Genomic DNA, 18,200 nt, shown 5'->3' with positions numbered 1-18,200 from the left:
CGTGACGAAGTACCGGCGCGGAGTCTTCAACGACGAGATGCTGACACGCTGCGAAGAGATCACGCGCAAGGTGTGCGAGGACTTCGAGGCGGAACTGAAAAAGTTCAACGGCGAACGCGATCACGTCCACCTCCAGATCGACTACCCGCCCAAGGTCGCCGTCTCCGAACTGGTCAACAGTCTCAAGGGCGTCTCCGCCCGCCGGATACGCCAGGAATTCACCGGCCACATCAACCGCGCCATCACGCACGGACACCTGTGGTCGCCCTCGTACTTCTCGGCATCCTGCGGCGGAGCACCGCCGGCGAACGTCCGTGAGTACATCGAGCAGCAAAAAAACCCGCTCTGAAGTGCGGGTCAGAGCAACCCTGAGACGCATTCATCCCCGGCGTGAACACCGGGTCCTTCTGCAAGAATCCCGGTAAAATGCCGGAGAAGCATCGATCGGCGACACCGAAGGAGAGAGAAGGAGATAAAGGAAATGTGAGATCGCAACCGCTCCGCTCCAGGTCAGGGGCGCAGCACATGCGATGTGCCATGTGGCCGCAGATTCTCGCTCGACGCAGAACAGGTCTTGGCGCGCAAGCGGATCCGACAGGCGTTGAATTTCCGGCCGCGTGAATCCCGCCGCAGCCCGACCGGGTCTGTCCGCCAGGATCTTCACCTTCGCGCAGCGGAGCTGCCCGGCAGCACCTGCTCCCCCCGGAACCCGGATGTCTCACGGGTGATTCCTCACAGGGTGACGACGGTGACCTCGGTCGCCTTCACGCTGGTCCACACGGCCGTCCCCTCGCTGAGACCCAGCTCGGTCGCCGCCTCGGGGGTGATCTCGGCGACCAGATCCGGAGCCTCGTCGGAGGCGATCAGCACCCGGAGCCGGCTGCCCACGGCGGTGAGCTCACGGACCGTTCCGGGCCAGACGTTGCGGGGGCTGCCGCCGGGCCTGTCGTGGTACACGGAGACGGCCTCCGGCGCGACGACCGCGAGGGCTGCCGTCCCCTCGGCGAGGGAGTCCGCGACGACAAGTCGGCCGCCGTCGGTGAGGGCGAGGGTGCCGTCGGGGGCTGCGGTACCGGGCCAGGCGTTGCGGCCGAGCATCCGGGCGACCCACGGCGAGCGCGGATGCCGGGTCACCTCGGCAGGTACCGCGTACTGGAGGGCGCGGCCTTCATCGAGTACGAGTACCCGATCGGCCAGTGAAACCGCCTCGACCGGGTCATGGGTGACGATCAGACAGACGCCGCCGAATCCGGCGAGATGGGTACGCAAGGTGTGCCGGACATGGGCGCGGGTGGTCTGGTCGAGGGCGGCGAGCGGCTCGTCGAGCAGCAGCAGCCAGGGGCTGGCGGCAAGGGCCCGGGCCAGGGCCACACGCTGGGCCTGGCCGCCGGAGAGCTGGGCGGGCCTGCGGTGGGCGAGATGGCCGACTCCCAGCCGGTCGAGCCACTGCTGCGCCTCGCGGCGGGCCTCGGCTCTGGGGACGCCGTGGGCACGGAGCCCGTACGCCGTGTTCGTCAGTGCGTTCAGATGCGGGAAGAGCGCACCGTTCTGCGGCACCCAGGCCACCTGCCGGCGGTGCGGGGGCAACGCGGTGACGTCGGTGTCGCCGAGGCGCAGTCGGGCCCGGGCGCGCGGGGTCAGGCCGAGAAGGGCGCGCAGCAGGGTCGTCTTGCCCGCGCCATTGGGTCCGACGACGGCGATCGTGGTGCCTGGCGCCGCGTCGAGAGTCAGCCGGTTGAAGCCGGTGACCTCGGCATGCAGCGACCGGCGCTCCTCCAGAACCGGGGGTATGTCATCGCTCCGTCGGGCGGCCGGGGGTCCTGCTGTGTCCGTACCGTCCCTGCCGTCCCTGCCGTCCCGGCCGTCGATGTCGTCGGCCGCGGGCTCGGGGCCGCGTGGGCGGTCGCGCGGCGCTCCGGTCCAGCGCCCGCGCAGAGCGATGAGTACGGCCATGGCGATGGCGAGCAGCAGGAGCGATACGGAGGTGGCGGCCTCCGGGGAGTCCTGGAGCAGCAGGTAGACCTGGAGGGGCAGCGTCTGGGTGGTGCCCGGCAGGTTGCCCGCGAAGGTGATGGTCGCACCGAACTCGCCGAGCGCACGCGCCCAGGTGAGTGCGGCACCGGCGGCGAGACCGGGGGCGACCATCGGGAGGGTGACCGTGAAGAACACCCGGGCCGGTGAGGCCCCCAGGGAGGCGGCGGTCTCCTCGTACGAGGGGCGCAGGCCGGCCAGTGCTCCTTCGAGGCTGATGACGAGGAACGGCATCGCGACAAAGGTCGCCGCGACCACCGCGCCCGAGGTGTGGAACGGCAACGTGATCCCGAAGGTGTCCTCCAGCCAGGGTCCGAGCAGACCCCGGCGACCGAAGCAGAGGAGCAGCGCCACGCCTCCGACGGTGGGCGGCAGCACCATCGGCAGGAGGACCAGCGAGCGGACGAGCGCCTTGCCGGGGAAGTCGACCCGCGCCAGCAGCCAGGCCAGTGGCACCCCGAGCAGGAGTGAGAGGCCCAGGGCCCAGAACGAGACGAGCAGCGACAGCCTGAGCGCCTGCGTGACATCGGGGCTGGTCAGATGGGTGCCCAGGTCGGCCCAGGAGGTACGGGCCAGGATGCTGATCAACGGCATCAGCAGGAACGCGACGGCGAGCAGCGCGGGGAGCGCCAGGGCGACAGGGGTGCGCGCGCCGGGCACACGGCTGCGGAGGGCTCTCATCGGAGGTTCCCGGGATCGGTCGGTATGTGCAGGACTGGCTCAGTCGCAGGGGCTGCCCCGGTTCCCGGCCCGGGCAGCTCCTGCGGTGCGTACGGCATGCCGGCTACGGCTGCTGGAAGCCTGCGGCCTGCAGGATCTTCTGCGCCTGTGGGGTGCTCAGCCACTTCACGAACGCCGTGGCGGCCTCGGCGTTCTTGGACTGCCGCAGCGTCGCCGCCGGGTAGGAGGCGACGGCGTTCTGCGCGTCGGGGATGTCGACGGCGTCGACCTTGTCGGTGGCCGTGGCGGCGTCCGTCCTGTAGACGATGCCCGCATCGGCCTCGCCCAGCTCGACCTTGGTGAGGACGGCGCGGACGTTGGGCTCCTGGGAGACCGGCTCGACGGTGAGCTTCTGGGCGTCGAGGACCTGCTTGCTGTAGCGGCCGACCGGAACCTCGGGTGCGGCCAGGACCACCTTGAGCTCGGGGTCGGTCAGGTCCTTCAGGTTCGCGATCTTCTCCGGGTTGCCCTCCCCGGTGGCGATGACGAGGCGGTTCTTGGCGATGACGGTGGGGGTACCGGTGTCGGACTTCAGCCCGTCCATCGTCCTGGTGTCTGCGGTGACCAGGACGTCGGCGGGCGCGCCCTGCTTCACCTGGGCAGCGAGTTCCTGGGACCCCGCGAAGGAGAACGCCACCTTCGTACCCGGGTGCTCCTTCTCGTACGCGGCGCCCGCGGTCTTGAACACATCGGTCAGAGAGGCCGCGGCCAGCACCGTCAGCCGGCCCTCGGGGGCGCCGGACGGCGCCGCGGACCTTCCGGCGGAGTCCTTCTTGTTGTCGTCACCGTTGCCGCAGGCGGCGAGCGGGAACAGCAGTGCGGCGGTCACGACCGCGGCAGCGGCTCGGCGTCTGGTGAGGGTGGTCGTCATGTTGCCGGGGACTCCTTGGATCTGATGCGCGTCGCAGGTGGTGCGTGATCAGGCGCGGTCGATGTGCACGTTGGTGGACTTCACACGAGCGGTGGCCTGCATGCCGACCTCCAGGCCGAGTTCCTCGACTGCCTCCCGGGTGAGCAGCGACACCAGCCGGTGCGGGCCTGCCTGGATCTCGACCTGGGCCACGACATCGCCGAGCTTCACTCCCGTGACGATGCCCGGGAAGGCGTTACGGGCCGACGTGTACGAGGTCTCGTCCTCGCCTCCCGCGTCCTGGCCGATCTCGATGGAGAAAGCGGCCAGATCACGGCCGTCGATGAGCCTGCGGCCGCCTTCGTCACGGTGGGTCGCGACCCTTCCGGCGTCCGCCCAGCGGCGGGCCGTGTCGGGGCTGACCCCCAGCAGACGCGCGGCCTGCCCGATTGTGTAGGACTGCATATGCGACAAGATATTCGGATTACCATCGCAGCTGCAATCCATTCAGCAGATCCGTGAAGCAAATGCCAGGCGTTACGGAGGAAGCACCGAGCCACGGACGCAGGTCGGTTACGCGACTGTGCGTGAAGGATCAAGCGCGTTCGGAGAGGGCAAGGTCACAGACGGAGCCCCTGCTGCTCGTCCTGGACCTGACCTAGCATCTGGGCATGACGGTCCTGCCTGCCGACGGGCTTTCGTTGGCCGCCGAATTCCCTCACCCCGCCCATGAGCAGTGGCAAAGCCTTGTTGAAGGCGTGCTCCGCAAGTCGGGCAAGGATGTTGCGGGTTCGGCCGCCGAGGAAGCGCTGTCCACCACGGTGGAGGACGGGCTCATCACCCGCCCCCTCTACACCTCGCGCGACAGCGCGCCCGATGCCGGATATCCGGGCTTCGCCCCCTTCACCCGCGGCGGCAAGGCCGAGGGCAATGCGGCGGGTGGCTGGGACGTACGGCAGCGGCACACCCTGTCGGATCCCGCTCGCCTCAACGAGGCGGTGCTCGCCGATCTGGAGAACGGTGTCACCTCGCTGTGGCTGACCGTGGGCGGTACCGGCGGCCTTCCGGTGTCCGCTCTGGCGGGGGCGCTGGACGGCGTCTATCTCGATCTGGCTCCCGTGGTGCTGGACGCCGGCAGCGAATTCGACGCCGCGGCGAGGGAGTTGCTGCGGCTCTACGCGGAGCGGGGCGTCGGCGCGAAGACCGCGCGCGGCAACCTCGGCGCCGACCCGCTCGGGCATGCCGCCCGCAGCGGCGCCGAACCCGGCCTGGCGGCGGCGGTCCACTGGGCACAGCGATGCGCGCAGGAGTACCCCGGGCTGCGGGCCCTGACCGTCGACGCGCTGCCCTACCACGAGGCCGGCAGCTCGGCCGCCGAGGAGCTGGGCGCTTCGCTGGCGACCGGTGTCGCCTATCTCCGGGCGCTGACGGAGGCCGGCCTCTCCGTCGAAGAGGCCTGCGCGCAGCTGGAGTTCCGGTACGCGGCCACGGTCGATCAGTTCCTGACCATCGCCAAGCTGCGGGCCGCCCGGCGGCTGTGGGCCCGGGTGGCCGAGGTGTGCGGGGCCGGCGACGCCGGGGCGCAGCGCCAGCACGCGGTGACGTCCTCGGTGATGATGACGCGGCGCGACCCTTGGGTGAACATGCTGCGGACGACGCTGGCATGTCTGGGCGCGGGTGTGGGCGGGGCCGACTCCGTCACCGTGCTGCCGTTCGATCACGCCCTGGGTCTGCCGGACGCGTTCGCCCGGCGTATCGCCCGTAATACCTCGACGATCCTGCTGGAGGAGTCGCATCTGGCCCGGGTGATCGACCCGGCGGGCGGTTCCTGGTACGTGGAGCGGCTCACCGCCGAACTCGCCGACGCCGCCTGGGCGTTCTTCCGGGAGATCGAGCGGTCGGGCGGCCAGGCGGCCGCCCTTCGCTCGGGAATGATCGGCGAGCGTCTGGCGGCCACCTGGGCGGCACGCAGCAAGGATCTGACGCGACGCAAGGAGCCGGTCACCGGAGTCAGCGAGTTCCCGCAGCTGGCGGAGCGCCCGGTGGAGCGCGAGGCGGCCCCCGCCGAGGTGTCCGTCACGGCATCGGGCGGTCTGCCCAGGGTCCGTCGTGATGAGGCGTTCGAGGTGCTGCGCGCCCGGTCGGACGCGCATCTCGCAGCGACCGGGAACCGGCCGCGGGTGTTCCTCGCCGCGCTCGGCCCGGCCGCGGCCCACACCGCGCGGGCGTCGTTCGCCTCGAACCTGTTCCAGGCGGGCGGGATCGAACCGGTCCACGACCCGGTCTCGGTCGACGCGGCAACGGCCGCCGACGCGTTCAGGGCCAGTGGGGCCACCGTGGCGTGCCTCTGCTCGAGTGACACGCTCTACGCCGAGCAGGCCGGGGCGGTCGCCGAGGCGCTGGGCTCGGCCGGCGCCCAGCGGGTGTTCCTCGCGGGCCGGCCCGGCGAGTACGCCGGTGTCGACGCGTACGTCTTCGCGGGCTCCGATGTGGTGGCCGTGCTCTCTTCCCTTCTCGACCGTATGGGTGTGGCGTAATGCGTATCCCTGACTTCTCCGACATCGAGCTCGGACCGGGCGGCGCCGCCGAGGTGTCCGAGGACCAGTGGCGCGCCTCGGTGAAAGAGTCCTCCGGAAGTTCCGACGGCGATCTGCTGTGGGAGACCCCGGAAGGCATCACGGTCAAGCCGCTGTACACCGGGCGCGACCTGGAGGGGCTCGACTTCCTCGGCACGTATCCGGGCATGGCCCCCTATCTGCGGGGCCCGTACCCGACGATGTACGTCAACCAGCCCTGGACGATCAGGCAGTACGCCGGGTTCTCCACCGCCGAGGAGTCCAACGCCTTCTACCGCCGCAACCTCGCAGCCGGGCAGAAGGGCCTCTCTGTCGCCTTCGACCTGCCGACCCACCGCGGCTACGACAGCGACCACCCGCGGGTGACCGGCGACGTCGGCATGGCGGGCGTGGCGATCGACTCGATCTACGACATGCGTCAGCTCTTCGACGGCATCCCGCTGGACAGGATGTCGGTGTCGATGACGATGAACGGCGCGGTGCTCCCCGTCCTCGCGCTGTACATCGTGGCGGCCGAGGAGCAGGGCGTCGGGCCCGAGAAGCTGGCCGGGACCATTCAGAACGACATTCTGAAAGAGTTCATGGTCCGCAACACCTACATCTATCCGCCGAAGCCCTCGATGCGGATCATCTCCGACATTTTCGCGTACACCTCGCAGAAGATGCCGCGCTACAACTCGATCTCCATCTCCGGCTATCACATCCAGGAGGCGGGTGCGACGGCCGATCTGGAGCTGGCGTACACCCTCGCGGACGGGGTGGAGTATCTGCGGGCCGGGCGGGACGCCGGGCTGGACGTGGACGCGTTCGCACCGCGGCTTTCGTTCTTCTGGGCGATCGGCATGAACTTCTTCATGGAGATCGCGAAGTTGCGGGCGGCCCGGCTGCTCTGGGCCAAGCTGGTCAAGGAGTTCGAGCCGAAGAACGCCAAGTCGCTGTCCCTGCGCACCCATTCGCAGACGTCGGGATGGTCGCTGACCGCACAGGACGTGTTCAACAACGTCACCCGGACCTGTGTGGAGGCGATGGCCGCCACCCAGGGGCACACCCAGTCGCTGCACACCAACGCGCTCGACGAGGCCCTCGCCCTGCCGACGGACTTCTCGGCGCGGATCGCCCGGAACACCCAGCTGCTGCTCCAGCAGGAGTCGGGCACCGGCCGGGTCATCGATCCGTGGGGCGGCAGCGCCTACGTGGAGCGGCTGACGTACGACCTGGCGCGCCGGGCCTGGCAGCACATCGAGGAGGTCGAGGCAGCGGGCGGCATGGCGCAGGCCATCGATGCGGGTATCCCGAAACTCCGGGTGGAGGAGGCCGCGGCCCGCACCCAGGCGCGTATCGACTCCGGGCGCCAGCCGGTGATCGGGGTCAACAAGTACCGGGTGGAGACCGACGAGCAGATCGATGTGCTCAAGGTCGACAACTCCTCGGTGCGCACCCAGCAGATCGAGAAGCTGCGCCGGCTGCGCGAGGAGCGCGACGAGTCGGCGTGCCAGGCCGCGCTGCGGGCGCTGACGGCGGCGGCCGAGCGGGCCCCCGGCCCCGGTCTCGAAGGCAATCTGCTGGCGCTCGCCGTCGACGCGGCACGCGCGATGGCGACCGTGGGCGAGATCTCGGACGCCCTGGAGAAGGTGTACGGGAGGCATGCGGGCCAGATCCGTACGATCTCCGGTGTGTACCGCAACGAGGCAGGTGAATCCCCTTCCGTGGACCGGACCCGGGCCCTGGTGGACCAGTTCGAGGAGGCCGAGGGGCGCCGTCCGCGCATCCTGGTCGCCAAGATGGGGCAGGACGGCCACGACCGTGGCCAGAAGGTGATCTCGACGGCCTTCGCCGACCTGGGCTTCGACGTAGACGTCGGCCCGCTGTTCCAGACGCCGGCCGAGGTGGCACGGCAGGCGGTGGAGGCGGACGTGCACATCGTGGGCGTCTCCTCGCTGGCCGCCGGGCATCTGACGCTCGTACCGGCGCTCCGCGAGGAGCTGGCCGCCGAGGGCCGCGACGACATCATGATCGTGGTGGGCGGGGTGATTCCGCCGCAGGACGTCGAGGCCCTGCACGAGGCGGGGGCGACGGCGGTGTTCCCGCCCGGCACCGTGATTCCGGATGCCGCGTACGACCTGGTGACGCGGCTCGGTGCCGCGCTCGGCCACGAGCTGTGAGCCGCTGACCCGATGCCTACGAAGATCGACATCGACGGCTATGCGAAGGGGGTACTCGACGGGAAGCGGGCGTACATCGCGCGCGCGATCACCCTCGTCGAGTCCACCCGCCCCGACCACCGGGTGCTGGCCCAGCGGTTGCTGCGCGAGTTGCTGCCGCACTCCGGCAACGCCCGGCGGATCGGCATCAGCGGCGTGCCCGGGGTCGGGAAGTCCACCTTCATCGACGCGCTCGGCACGATGCTCACCGGGCTCGGTCACCGGGTCGCGGTGCTGGCCGTCGATCCCTCCTCCAGCCGCACCGGCGGCTCCATCCTGGGCGACAAGACCAGGATGGAGCGGCTCGCGGTGGACCCGGCGGCATTCGTGCGCCCCTCCCCGACCGCCGGGACGCTCGGCGGGGTGGCCAAGGCGACCCGCGAGTCCGTCGTGGTAATGGAGGCCGCGGGATACGACGTGGTGCTGGTGGAGACGGTCGGCGTCGGCCAGTCGGAGACGGCAGTGGCCAATATGGTCGACACCTTTCTGCTGCTGACGCTGGCCCGCACCGGCGATCAGCTCCAGGGCATCAAGAAGGGCGTCCTGGAACTGGCGGACGCCATCGCGGTCAACAAGGCGGACGGCCCGCACGAACGCGACGCACGAGCAGCCGCGCGCGAACTGGCAGGCGCGCTGCGGCTGATGCACCCGGTCGACGCGGCCTGGACGCCTCCGGTCCTCACCTGCAGCGCCCGGGAGTCGACCGGTCTCGACACGCTGTGGGAGCGGCTGGAGCAGCACCGTGCGCTGCTCGAATCGACCTGCCGGCTCGCCGCGAAACGGCGTGAACAGCAGGTCGACTGGACCTGGACGATGGTGCGGGACGAACTGCTGGAGGGTCTGCGCGCCCATCCGCAGGTGCGCGCGCTCACCCCGGGACTGGAACAGCGGGTAAGGGACGGCGAGCTGACGGCCACGCTGGCGGCCGAGCAGATCCTTGGGGCGTTCCGGGGCACGGTCCCGGCGGCGCAGGACGGTGGCCCTGCGGGCTGACGGGCGCCGGTCCGGCGACCGGGTTCAGAGCTCGAGCCGGCACCCGCAGACGGCGCTCGAAACGCTGCTGGACCGGACCGGCACACTCCGGAGAACGCGGGCGTTCGCCGCACGGTCCACCGCACCGTCCCGGATGCCTGAACCTGTCCGCGCTGTGCCGGACGGCGCAATAGCATGGACCGCCCTCGCATGATCCGTCCCTCACGAGCACAGGGAGAGCAGGCACATGGAATTCCGCCGACTCGGCCGCAGCGGTCTGACCATCAGTGAGATCGCCTACGGAAATTGGCTCACCCACGGCTCCCAGGTGGAGGAGGACACAGCGATCGCCTGTATCCGCGCCGCCCTCGACGCCGGAATCACCACCTTCGACACGGCGGACGTCTATGCCGAGACACGGGCCGAAGCCGTCCTGGGCCGGGCGCTCAAGAACGAGCGCCGCCAAGGACTCGAGGTGTTCACCAAGGTCTACTTCCCGACCGGTCCCGGGCACAACGACCGGGGGCTCGGCCGCAAGCACATCATGGAGTCCATCGACAACTCGCTGCGCCGCCTGCAGACGGATTACGTGGATCTCTACCAGGCGCACCGCTACGACCACTCGACCCCGCTGGAAGAGACCATGGAGGCGTTCGCCGACGTCGTCCGCTCCGGCAAGGCCCTCTACATCGGCGTTTCGGAATGGACGGCCGACCAGCTCCACGCCGCACATGGGCTGGCCCGCGAACTGCAGGTGCCACTGATCTCCAACCAGCCGCAGTACTCGGCGCTTTGGCGGGTCATCGAAAGTGAAGTAGTGCCCGCGTCCGAGGAGTTGGGCATCGGTCAGATCGTCTGGTCACCGATCGCTCAGGGCGCCCTCACGGGCAAGTACAGGCCCGGTGCCCCGCTCCCGGCCGGCAGTCGGGCAACGGACGAAAAGGGCGGCGCGAGCATGGTCGCCGGCTGGCTCCGTGACGACGTGCTGGAGCGTGTCCAGCGGCTGCGGCCGCTCGCCGACCAGGCCGGTCTGAGTCTTGCCCAGCTCGCGGTCGCCTGGGTGCTGCAGAACTCCAATGTCTCCGCCGCGATCATCGGCGCCTCCCGGCCCGAGCAGGTGACGGAGAACGTCGGGGCGGCGGGCGTGACTCTCGACGCGGAGCTGCTGAAGGGCATCGACGACATCCTGGACCCGGTGGTGGAGCGGGACCCGGGGCTGACGGCAGGGCACGAGAGCAACAGCTGATTCGGCCCGCACGTGTGGGGCAGGGCCCGCCGGAACACCGGCCCCTGCCCACACCTCGGATCCGCACCGGCCGGGGGAATGCGACCCGGTGCGAGGCCGGAGTTCCGAGGTCAGGTGCCGGTGTGCAACGAGGCCGTTTGCTCGCGGACCTGCGCGGGCGTGAGGTAGGCGTCCGTGTACTCGAAGTCGCGTAGCGTGCCCGGCTTGCGGGCCTGGAATCCGGTGCGTACGAAATCGTCACCGGCGATGGCGTTGAGCAGCCAGTTCGTCATGACCCGTGCCTTGGCCACATTGGTCCGCAGTGCCGACCAGTGGTAGCCACGGGCGACGGCCTGCGCGGTGATGCCGTGCATCTCGATGCCGATCGGCTTGGATACCGCGTCCTTGCCGCCGAGGTCCACGACAAGACCGAGATCCTTGTGGACGTACGGCTTCAACGGCTGGTGCCGCAGCGTGGCGATGAGGTTGCCGGCGAGCCTGCGGCCCTGGCGCATGGCGTGCTGCGCGGTGGGCGGGCAGACCGCGCCGTCACCCTTGCTCAGGTCCGGTACGGCCGCGGCGTCGCCGAGCGCGAAGACTCCGTCGAAGCCCGGCAGGCTCATCTCGGGAGTCACCGCCAGTCGGCCGCGTACGGTCTCCGCGCCGAATGTGGCGACCAGCGGACTCGCAGTGACGCCCGCCGTCCAGATCAGGGTGCGGCAGGCCACCACCCGGCCGTCGGTGAAGATGACCTCCTGCGGCCCGGCCTCGGCGATCGAGACGCCGAGCGACACCTCGATGCCACGTGAGCGCAGCACCTCCAGGGCGCTTCGGCCGAGCCTGTCCCCCAGCTCGGGCATCAGCTTGGGGGCGATGTCGATGAGATGCCACTTGATCAGCTTCGGATCGAGCCGTGGGTAGTGCCTGACCGCGTTGGTGGTGAGGCGCTGCAGACACGCAGCCGTCTCGGTGCCCGCGTATCCGCCGCCGACCACCACGAACTGCAGGCGCGAAGCCCGCTCGTTCTCGTCGTGGCTGGCATCCGCGAGATCGAGCTGAGCGATCACGTGGTCACGTACGAACGCCGCCTCGGCCAGCGTCTTCATGCCCCGGGCGTTGTCCAGCAGGCCGGGGATGTCGAAAGTGCGGGTGACGCTCCCGGGGCTGAGCACGATGTAGTCGTAGGGCTCGTAGACGACCTCGTCGGTGATCTTGCGAATGACGCAGATCTTCGCCTTCGGATCCACTCCGATGGCCCCGCCCGGGATGATCCGGGTGCGGTGCTTGCGACTGCGGCGCAGCGACACCGCGACCGACTGCGGGGTGAGCACACCTGCCGCCACCTGGGGCAGCAGGGGCAGATAGAGCTGGTACGAGAACGGGGCGACGAGCGCGATCTCCGCCTCGCCCGGGATCAGACCGCGCTCCAGACGGCGTACGCACTCCACCCCGGCGAATCCGGCGCCGACGACGAGAATCCTGGGTCGTGCCACAGTGATCGTCCCTTCCCGGGCCTGCACGGTCGTCCGTTCGCTTGCCCCCGTCGCACGCGCCCGTCGTCTCACATCTTGACGAGCCGCATCCGACTTCGCCTGCTGGGGGCGGCGGACGGACGACACCACCGGGTCAGCGGGCCAGGAGGGTGACCGCCGTGCAGGTGCCGCCGACGGCACCCACGAGCACGACACCGGCGGCCACGCCGCGTGCCTTGAGCCTGCGGTAGCGCGCGTCGTATTCGCCGCGCAGTTCGGTGACGCGGACGGAGATACGGCAGAGCATGGCCTGCGAGGCGGCGAGGCGATCCGCGGTGTAGACACGTTCCACGTCCTCGCGCTGTGCCGTGGTGAGCCAGGGCAGCTCGTCGGTGAAGCGGCCGGCCTGCCGTCGCGCCTCCTCGACCTCGGCGTTCCAGAGCAGATAGCCCTCCAGCTGTGCCAGACCGCGGGCGCTGTCCTTGTCGGGGTTCACGCGCTCCTCCTCTCCTGGTGCCGCCGCGCTCACGCCTGCTGGTCCCCCGGGTTCCACGGCGCCCCGGTATCGGGGCGGTCGAGAGCTTCGTGGAGGCCGCGCACCGAGGGGTGGTGGAGTTCGAACGCCGGGGATTCGGAACGGATCCGCGGCAGCGTGTGGAAGTTGTGCCGCGGCGGCGGGCAGGAGGTCGCCCACTCCAGCGAACGGCCGTAGCCCCACGGGTCGTCCACCCCGACGTTCTTGCCGTATTTGGCTGTCTTCCACACGTTGTAGAAGAACGGCAGCATCGACAGGCCGAGGAGGAACGAGGAGATGGTCGAGATCGTGTTCAGCGCGGTGAAGCCGTCGGCGGCGAGGTAGTCCGCATAGCGACGCGGCATGCCCTCGGCACCCAGCCAGTGCTGCACCAGGAACGTGCCGTGGAAGCCCACGAACAGCGTCCAGAACGAGATCCTGCCAAGTCGTTCGTCCAGCATCTTGCCGGTGAACTTCGGCCACCAGAAGTGGAATCCGGCGAACATCGCGAACACCACGGTGCCGAAGACGACGTAGTGGAAGTGCGCGACGACGAAGTACGAGTCCGAGACGTGGAAGTCCAGCGGGGGCGACGCGAGGATCACACCGGTCAGACCACCGAAGAGGAAAGTGACCAGGAAACCGATCGACCAGAGCATCGGTGTCTCGAAGGACAGCGATCCCTTCCACATCGTGCCGATCCAGTTGAAGAACTTCACCCCGGTCGGTACCGCGATCAGGAACGTCATGAACGAGAAGAACGGCAGCAGCACACCGCCGGTGACGAACATGTGGTGCGCCCACACGGTCGCCGAGAGGCCCGCGATCGTGATCGTCGCGCTGATCAGGCCGATGTAGCCGAAGATCGGCTTGCGGCTGAAGACCGGAATGATCTCACTGACAATCCCGAAGAACGGCAGGGCGATGATGTACACCTCCGGGTGGCCGAAGAACCAGAAGAGGTGCTGCCAGAGCAGCGCGCCGCCGTTGGCCGCATCGAAGACGTGCGCACCGAACTTGCGGTCCGCCTCCAGCACCAGCAGGGCCGCCGCGAGGACCGGGAAGGCCAGCAGGACCAGCACACCGGTCAGCAGCACGTTCCAGACGAAGATCGGCATACGGAACATCGTCATGCCGGGGGCGCGCATGCCGATGATCGTGGTGATGAAGTTGACCGAACCGAGAATCGTGCCGAAGCCGGAGAAGGCCAGACCCGTGATCCACATGTCGCTGCCGATACCCGGCGAGCGGACGGCATCCGAGAGCGGGGAGTAGGCGAACCAGCCGAAGTCGGCCGCGCCGCCCGGGACGAGGAAGCCGGCCACCACGATGATCGAGCCGAAGAGGTACAGCCAGTACGCGAACATGTTCAGCCGCGGGAACGCCACATCGGGAGCGCCGATCTGCAGCGGCATGATCCAGTTCGTGAATCCGGCGAACAGCGGCGTCGCGAACATCAGCAGCATGATCGTGCCGTGGATCGTGAACGCCTGATTGAACTGCTCCTGCGAAAGGATCTGGATCCCGGGACGGGCCAGCTCGGCACGCATGACCAGGGCCAGCACACCGCCGACGACGAAAAAGGCGAACGAGGTGAGCAGGTACAGCGTGCCGATCGTCTTGTGGTCGGTGGTGGTCAGCCACTTGATGACGATGTTTCCCGGTTCCTTGGCCCGGACCGGAAGCTCGTTCGCGTACGCTTCCTCTCCCTCGGCTGCCCCTGTTGTGCCCGTCGTCGTCACTGGGACGCTCCTTCGATCGTCATTCGCGAGTGGCCCGAGCACCCGGCAGGGGCGCCGCCTCCACTGGACCGGCCGACAGGCCGATCCCGCGCGCGTCACACCAGATTCCAGGTGCAGCAAATCAGCCGCAGGGCCACTGAGTACGGCCCTGCGCCCGCCGTTGCGTGACTTTCACTCGTCAGGGCGTCCTCGGGCACAGGCCTCGCCCCGCTCGCGCACGGCCGATGTCGTTTCGGCCTTCCGCATCGGTGATGAACGTCTCGGAGCAGCACGAACTCCCGCACGATCCAACGCTGTTACCGAGGAAGCCGGTGAGCGCCCCGATCGGTGACCGGCCCTGGGCGGTCATTCGGACTCAACGGCACAGCAGCTCCGCGTACGCGATTGCGCGAAGAACCTCCGGCGCCGAGCGCCTCGGGTGACCGCTCGGAACACAGAACCGCCCCGGCCGGGCATGGTGCCGACCGGGGCGGGAGGAGTGACGGGGCGCCGAGACGCGCCCCCTCACGTAACAGTCTCGTCAGCAGATGCCGGCGATGGCCTGCGTGAACGTCGCCGACGGGCGCATGACGGCCGAGGCCTTGGCCGGGTCGGGCTGGTAGTAGCCGCCGATGTCGGCCGGTGAGCCCTGCACCGCGATCAGCTCGTCGACGATGGTCTGCTCCTGCTCTCCCAGCGTCTTCGCGAGCCCGGCGAACGCCTGGGCGAGCTGCGCGTCGTCGGTCTGCTGCGCCAGCTCCTGTGCCCAGTAGAGGGCGAGGTAGAAGTGGCTGCCGCGGTTGTCGATGCCCCCGAGCTTGCGGCTCGGCGACTTGTCCTCGTTGAGGAAGGTGCCGGTCGCGCGGTCAAGGGTGTCCGCGAGGACCTGGGCACGCGCATTGCCCGTGGTCGTCGCCAGGTGCTCGAAGCTGGCCGCGAGCGCGAAGAACTCACCCAGGCTGTCCCAGCGGAGGTAGTTCTCCTTGACGAGCTGCTGGACGTGCTTCGGCGCGGAGCCGCCGGCACCGGTCTCGAACAGGCCGCCGCCGTTCATGAGCGGAACGACGGAGAGCATCTTCGCGCTCGTGCCCAGCTCAAGGATCGGGAACAGGTCGGTGAGGTAGTCACGCAGCACATTGCCCGTGACCGAGATGGTGTCCTCGCCGCGGCGGATGCGCTCCAGCGAGAACGCGGTCGCCTTCACCGGCGACATGATCTCGATCTGCAGGCCGTCGGTGTCGTGGTCGGCGAGGTACGTCTTGACCTTGGCGATCAGCTGCGCGTCGTGGGCGCGGTCCTCGTCGAGCCAGAACACGGCCGGGACGCCGGTGGCGCGGGCGCGGGTGACGGCGAGCTTGACCCAGTCCTGGATCGGCAGGTCCTTGGCCTGGCACATGCGGAAGATGTCGCCCGCGCCCACGGCCTGTTCCAGCACGACGTTGCCGCTGCCGTCGAGGACCCGCACCGTACCGGTGGTGGGGATCTCGAAGGTCTTGTCGTGGCTGCCGTACTCCTCGGCCTTCTGCGCCATCAGGCCGACGTTCGGGACCGAGCCCATGGTCGACGGGTCGAAGGCGCCGTTGGCGCGGCAGTCGTCGATGACCACCTGGTACACACCCGCGTAGCTGCTGTCGGGGAGCACCGCAAGGGTGTCGGCCTCCTGGCCGTCCGGGCCCCACATGTGACCGGAGGTGCGGATCATGGCCGGCATGGAGGCGTCGACGATGACATCGCTCGGTACGTGCAGGTTGGTGATGCCCTTGTCGGAGTCGACCATGGCCAGCGCGGGGCCTTCGGCGAGCTCGGCCTCGAAGGATGCCTTGACCTCGGCGCCCACCTGCGGCACCGAGTCCAGGCCCTTGAAGATGGCGCCGAGGCCGTCGTTCGGGGAGAGACCTGCCGCGGCGAGCACCTCGCCGTACTTGGCAAAGGTGTTCGGGAAGAAGGCGCGGACCACGTGTCCGAAGATGATCGGGTCGGAGACCTTCATCATGGTGGCCTTGAGGTGAACGGAGAACAGCACGCCCTCGGCCTTGGCGCGGGCGACCTGCGCGGTGAAGAACTCGCGCAGTGCCGCGACACGCATGACCGCCGCATCGACGACCTCGCCCGCGAGCACCGGCACCGACTCACGCAGCACGGTGGTGCTGCCGTCGTCGCCCGCGAGCTCGATGCGCAGCGAACCCGCCTCGGAGATGACCGTGGACTTCTCGGTGGAGCGGAAGTCGTCGACGCCCATGGTGGCGACGTTCGTCTTCGAGTCGGCCGACCAGACGCCCATACGGTGCGGGTGCGCCTTGGCGTAGTTCTTGACCGAGGCGGGGGCGCGGCGGTCGGAGTTGCCCTCGCGCAGCACGGGGTTCACCGCGCTGCCCTTGACCTTGTCGTAGCGGGCGCGGACGTCCTTGTCCTCTTCGGTCTGCGGGTCGTCCGGGTAGTCCGGAAGTGCGTAGCCCTGTGCCTGCAGCTCGGCGATGGCAGCCTTCAGCTGCGGGATCGAAGCCGAGATGTTCGGCAGCTTGATGATGTTGGCCTCGGGCTTCTTGGCCAGCGCACCGAGCTCGGCGAGCGCGTCGTCGATGCGCTGGCTCTCCTCCAGGCGCTCGGGGAAGCCGGCGATGATGCGCCCGGCCAGAGAGATGTCACGGCTCTCGACCTTGACCCCGGCCGTCGAGGCATACGCCTGGACCACGGGCAAGAACGAATACGTCGCCAGGGCCGGGGCCTCGTCGGTGTGTGTATAGATGATGGTCGAGTCAGTCACCCTGTGCTCCGCTCCACGTCTACAACATTGCTTGACATCAAGATATCTCGTGATTGCCGCAGACTCGACAGGGCCCTGCCCCCTGCTTCGGCAGGAGCCGCCACGGGCGCCGGGTACAGGGACGCCCCGACGGCGGGACTTCCTCCCCGGGCGGCACCGGACCCGGCGGGGTGCCGTCGCCGAACGGGCGTCCACCCAGCTCTTCCCTGTGGTGCGGGGTCAGCCAGCCCGACAGATCGGGGCCGACGGGCACGATGCCGGTGGGGTTGATGCCCGTGTGGACCCGGTAGTAGTGCTGCTTGATGTGGTGGAAATCGACCGTGTCACCGAAACCGGGGGTCTGGTACAGATCTCTGGCGTACGCCCACAGGACGGGATCCTCGGCCAGCTTCGCGCGGTTGCACTTGAAGTGTCCGTGGTAGACGGCGTCGAAGCGCACCAATGTGGTGAAGAGCCTGATGTCGGCCTCGGTGAGGGATTCACCGACGAGATAGCGCCGGTCCGCGAGACGCTCTGACACCAGGTCCAGGCGGCCGAACACATCCTGGTAGGCGGCCTCGTATTCGGACTGCTGCGCCGCGAAGCCCGCGCGGTACACGCCGTTGTTGACATCGCGGTAGATGCCCTGCATGACCTCGTCGATCTCGTCACGCAGGCCATCGGGATACAGGTCGGGCGCCCCCTGCCGGTGCAGCGCGGTCCACTCGGTCGCGAAGTCCAGCGAGATCTGCTGGAAGTCGTTGGTGACGAGCCTGCCGCTGGGTACGTCGACGATCGCGGGCACGCTGACCCCGCCGGGGTAGTCCCGCTCCCGTGCGTCGTACGCCTCGCTCAGGTATCTGATGCCCAGCACCGGGTCCCTGCCGCCCTCGTCCAGGGTGAAACGCCAGCTGCGGTCGTCCTGGACGGGATCGGCGACGGCCAGTGAGAGGGCGCCCTCCAGCCCGAGGAGCCGCCGGGACACGAGCGCGCGGCTCGCCCACGGGCAGGCGCGGCTGACGACCAGCCGGTAGCGGCCGGCCTCGACGGGCCAGCCGTCCCGGCCGTCGGCGGTGATGCGGTCGGCGAAATGGCTCCTGGACCGTTTGAAGGCCTTGTGACCGTACGCCGCGTTGCCATCGGCCTCCGTGCCGGCGGTCGCGCTCATCCCGTTC

Annotated in this window: 13 protein-coding genes; 5 read left to right on the top strand and 8 right to left on the bottom strand. The window is 69.2% G+C overall.

Annotated features, from left to right (window positions below):
* The first annotated feature begins 1 nt into the window (after position 1).
* The gene (gene tnpA, locus ACH4EW_RS23400) at positions 2–349 is read left to right on the top strand and encodes an IS200/IS605 family transposase (RefSeq protein ID WP_398259857.1); all 348 of its coding nucleotides are present in this window, start codon (positions 2–4) and stop codon (positions 347–349) included.
* 383 nt (positions 350–732) lie between these two features.
* Here the strand turns inward: tnpA and ACH4EW_RS23395 are convergent, their stop codons facing one another.
* The 3 genes from ACH4EW_RS23395 to ACH4EW_RS23385 form a co-directional block, all read right to left on the bottom strand.
* Positions 733–2,712 carry an ABC transporter permease gene (locus tag ACH4EW_RS23395; protein WP_398259855.1) on the bottom strand — a complete coding sequence of 660 codons (1,980 nt, stop codon included), beginning with the start codon at positions 2,710–2,712 and terminating at the stop codon, positions 733–735.
* 103 nt (positions 2,713–2,815) lie between these two features.
* The gene (gene modA, locus ACH4EW_RS23390; protein ID WP_398259853.1) at positions 2,816–3,622 is read right to left on the bottom strand and encodes a molybdate ABC transporter substrate-binding protein; all 807 of its coding nucleotides are present in this window, start codon (positions 3,620–3,622) and stop codon (positions 2,816–2,818) included.
* 48 nt (positions 3,623–3,670) lie between these two features.
* The gene (locus tag ACH4EW_RS23385; RefSeq protein WP_398259851.1) at positions 3,671–4,066 is read right to left on the bottom strand and encodes a molybdopterin-binding protein; all 396 of its coding nucleotides are present in this window, start codon (positions 4,064–4,066) and stop codon (positions 3,671–3,673) included.
* Positions 4,067–4,272: 206 nt separating this feature from the next.
* On the opposite strand from ACH4EW_RS23385, the gene mutA reads away from it, so the two are divergent.
* The 4 genes from mutA to ACH4EW_RS23365 all read left to right on the top strand — a co-directional run bounded on the left by mutA (position 4,273) and on the right by ACH4EW_RS23365 (position 10,596).
* Positions 4,273–6,138 carry a methylmalonyl-CoA mutase small subunit gene (mutA, locus tag ACH4EW_RS23380; protein ID WP_398259849.1) on the top strand — a complete coding sequence of 622 codons (1,866 nt, stop codon included), beginning with the start codon at positions 4,273–4,275 and terminating at the stop codon, positions 6,136–6,138.
* Positions 6,138–8,339, top strand: coding sequence for a methylmalonyl-CoA mutase (gene scpA, locus ACH4EW_RS23375; protein ID WP_398259847.1), 2,202 nt, complete (start codon positions 6,138–6,140; stop codon positions 8,337–8,339). Before mutA ends, scpA begins: the two co-directional genes overlap by 1 nt.
* 12 nt (positions 8,340–8,351) lie before the next feature.
* Positions 8,352–9,371, top strand: coding sequence for a methylmalonyl Co-A mutase-associated GTPase MeaB (meaB, locus tag ACH4EW_RS23370; protein WP_398259845.1), 1,020 nt, complete (start codon positions 8,352–8,354; stop codon positions 9,369–9,371).
* A 226-nt stretch (positions 9,372–9,597) separates the two neighbouring features.
* Positions 9,598–10,596 (top strand): aldo/keto reductase family protein, encoded by a 999-nt coding sequence (locus tag ACH4EW_RS23365; protein WP_398259843.1) that lies wholly within the window; start codon positions 9,598–9,600, stop codon positions 10,594–10,596.
* A 110-nt stretch (positions 10,597–10,706) separates the two neighbouring features.
* On the opposite strand, the gene ACH4EW_RS23360 is transcribed toward ACH4EW_RS23365, so the two are convergent.
* From ACH4EW_RS23360 to ACH4EW_RS23340, 5 genes are all read right to left on the bottom strand, one after another.
* On the bottom strand, positions 10,707–12,068 hold the full coding sequence (locus ACH4EW_RS23360) for an NAD(P)/FAD-dependent oxidoreductase (RefSeq protein WP_398259841.1): 1,362 nt from the start codon (positions 12,066–12,068) through the stop codon (positions 10,707–10,709).
* Positions 12,069–12,201: 133 nt separating this feature from the next.
* Positions 12,202–12,543 (bottom strand): hypothetical protein, encoded by a 342-nt coding sequence (locus ACH4EW_RS23355; protein WP_398259839.1) that lies wholly within the window; start codon positions 12,541–12,543, stop codon positions 12,202–12,204.
* A gap of 29 nt (positions 12,544–12,572) precedes the next feature.
* The gene (gene ctaD, locus ACH4EW_RS23350) at positions 12,573–14,303 is read right to left on the bottom strand and encodes a cytochrome c oxidase subunit I (protein WP_398259837.1); all 1,731 of its coding nucleotides are present in this window, start codon (positions 14,301–14,303) and stop codon (positions 12,573–12,575) included.
* A 520-nt stretch (positions 14,304–14,823) separates the two neighbouring features.
* Positions 14,824–17,046, bottom strand: a complete 2,223-nt coding sequence (locus ACH4EW_RS23345; RefSeq protein WP_398259835.1) for an NADP-dependent isocitrate dehydrogenase — start codon at positions 17,044–17,046, stop codon at positions 14,824–14,826.
* Between the two features lie 37 nt (positions 17,047–17,083).
* Positions 17,084–18,193: a glutathione S-transferase family protein gene (locus ACH4EW_RS23340; RefSeq protein WP_398259833.1), complete on the bottom strand. Its 1,110-nt coding sequence runs from the start codon at positions 18,191–18,193 to the stop codon at positions 17,084–17,086.
* Between the last annotated feature and the right edge of the window lie 7 nt (positions 18,194–18,200).

This window comes from Streptomyces sp. NPDC018000, from assembly GCF_044328025.1.
Lineage (GTDB): Bacteria > Actinomycetota > Actinomycetes > Streptomycetales > Streptomycetaceae > Streptomyces.
This window is presented reverse-complemented; position numbering and strand designations above follow the sequence as displayed.

What these genes read in the sequence shown, in the direction of transcription:
- ACH4EW_RS23365 (WP_398259843.1), top strand. Translation starts at nt 9,598, where the DNA reads ATGGAATTCCGCCGACTCGGCCGCAGCGGTCTGACCATCAGTGAGATC.
- scpA (WP_398259847.1), top strand. Translation starts at nt 6,138, where the DNA reads ATGCGTATCCCTGACTTCTCCGACATCGAGCTCGGACCGGGCGGCGCC.
- meaB (WP_398259845.1), top strand. Translation starts at nt 8,352, where the DNA reads ATGCCTACGAAGATCGACATCGACGGCTATGCGAAGGGGGTACTCGAC.
- ACH4EW_RS23385 (WP_398259851.1), bottom strand. Translation starts at nt 4,066, where the DNA reads ATGCAGTCCTACACAATCGGGCAGGCCGCGCGTCTGCTGGGGGTCAGC.
- ACH4EW_RS23340 (WP_398259833.1), bottom strand. Translation starts at nt 18,193, where the DNA reads ATGAGCGCGACCGCCGGCACGGAGGCCGATGGCAACGCGGCGTACGGT.
- mutA (WP_398259849.1), top strand. Translation starts at nt 4,273, where the DNA reads ATGACGGTCCTGCCTGCCGACGGGCTTTCGTTGGCCGCCGAATTCCCT.
- ACH4EW_RS23395 (WP_398259855.1), bottom strand. Translation starts at nt 2,712, where the DNA reads ATGAGAGCCCTCCGCAGCCGTGTGCCCGGCGCGCGCACCCCTGTCGCC.
- modA (WP_398259853.1), bottom strand. Translation starts at nt 3,622, where the DNA reads ATGACGACCACCCTCACCAGACGCCGAGCCGCTGCCGCGGTCGTGACC.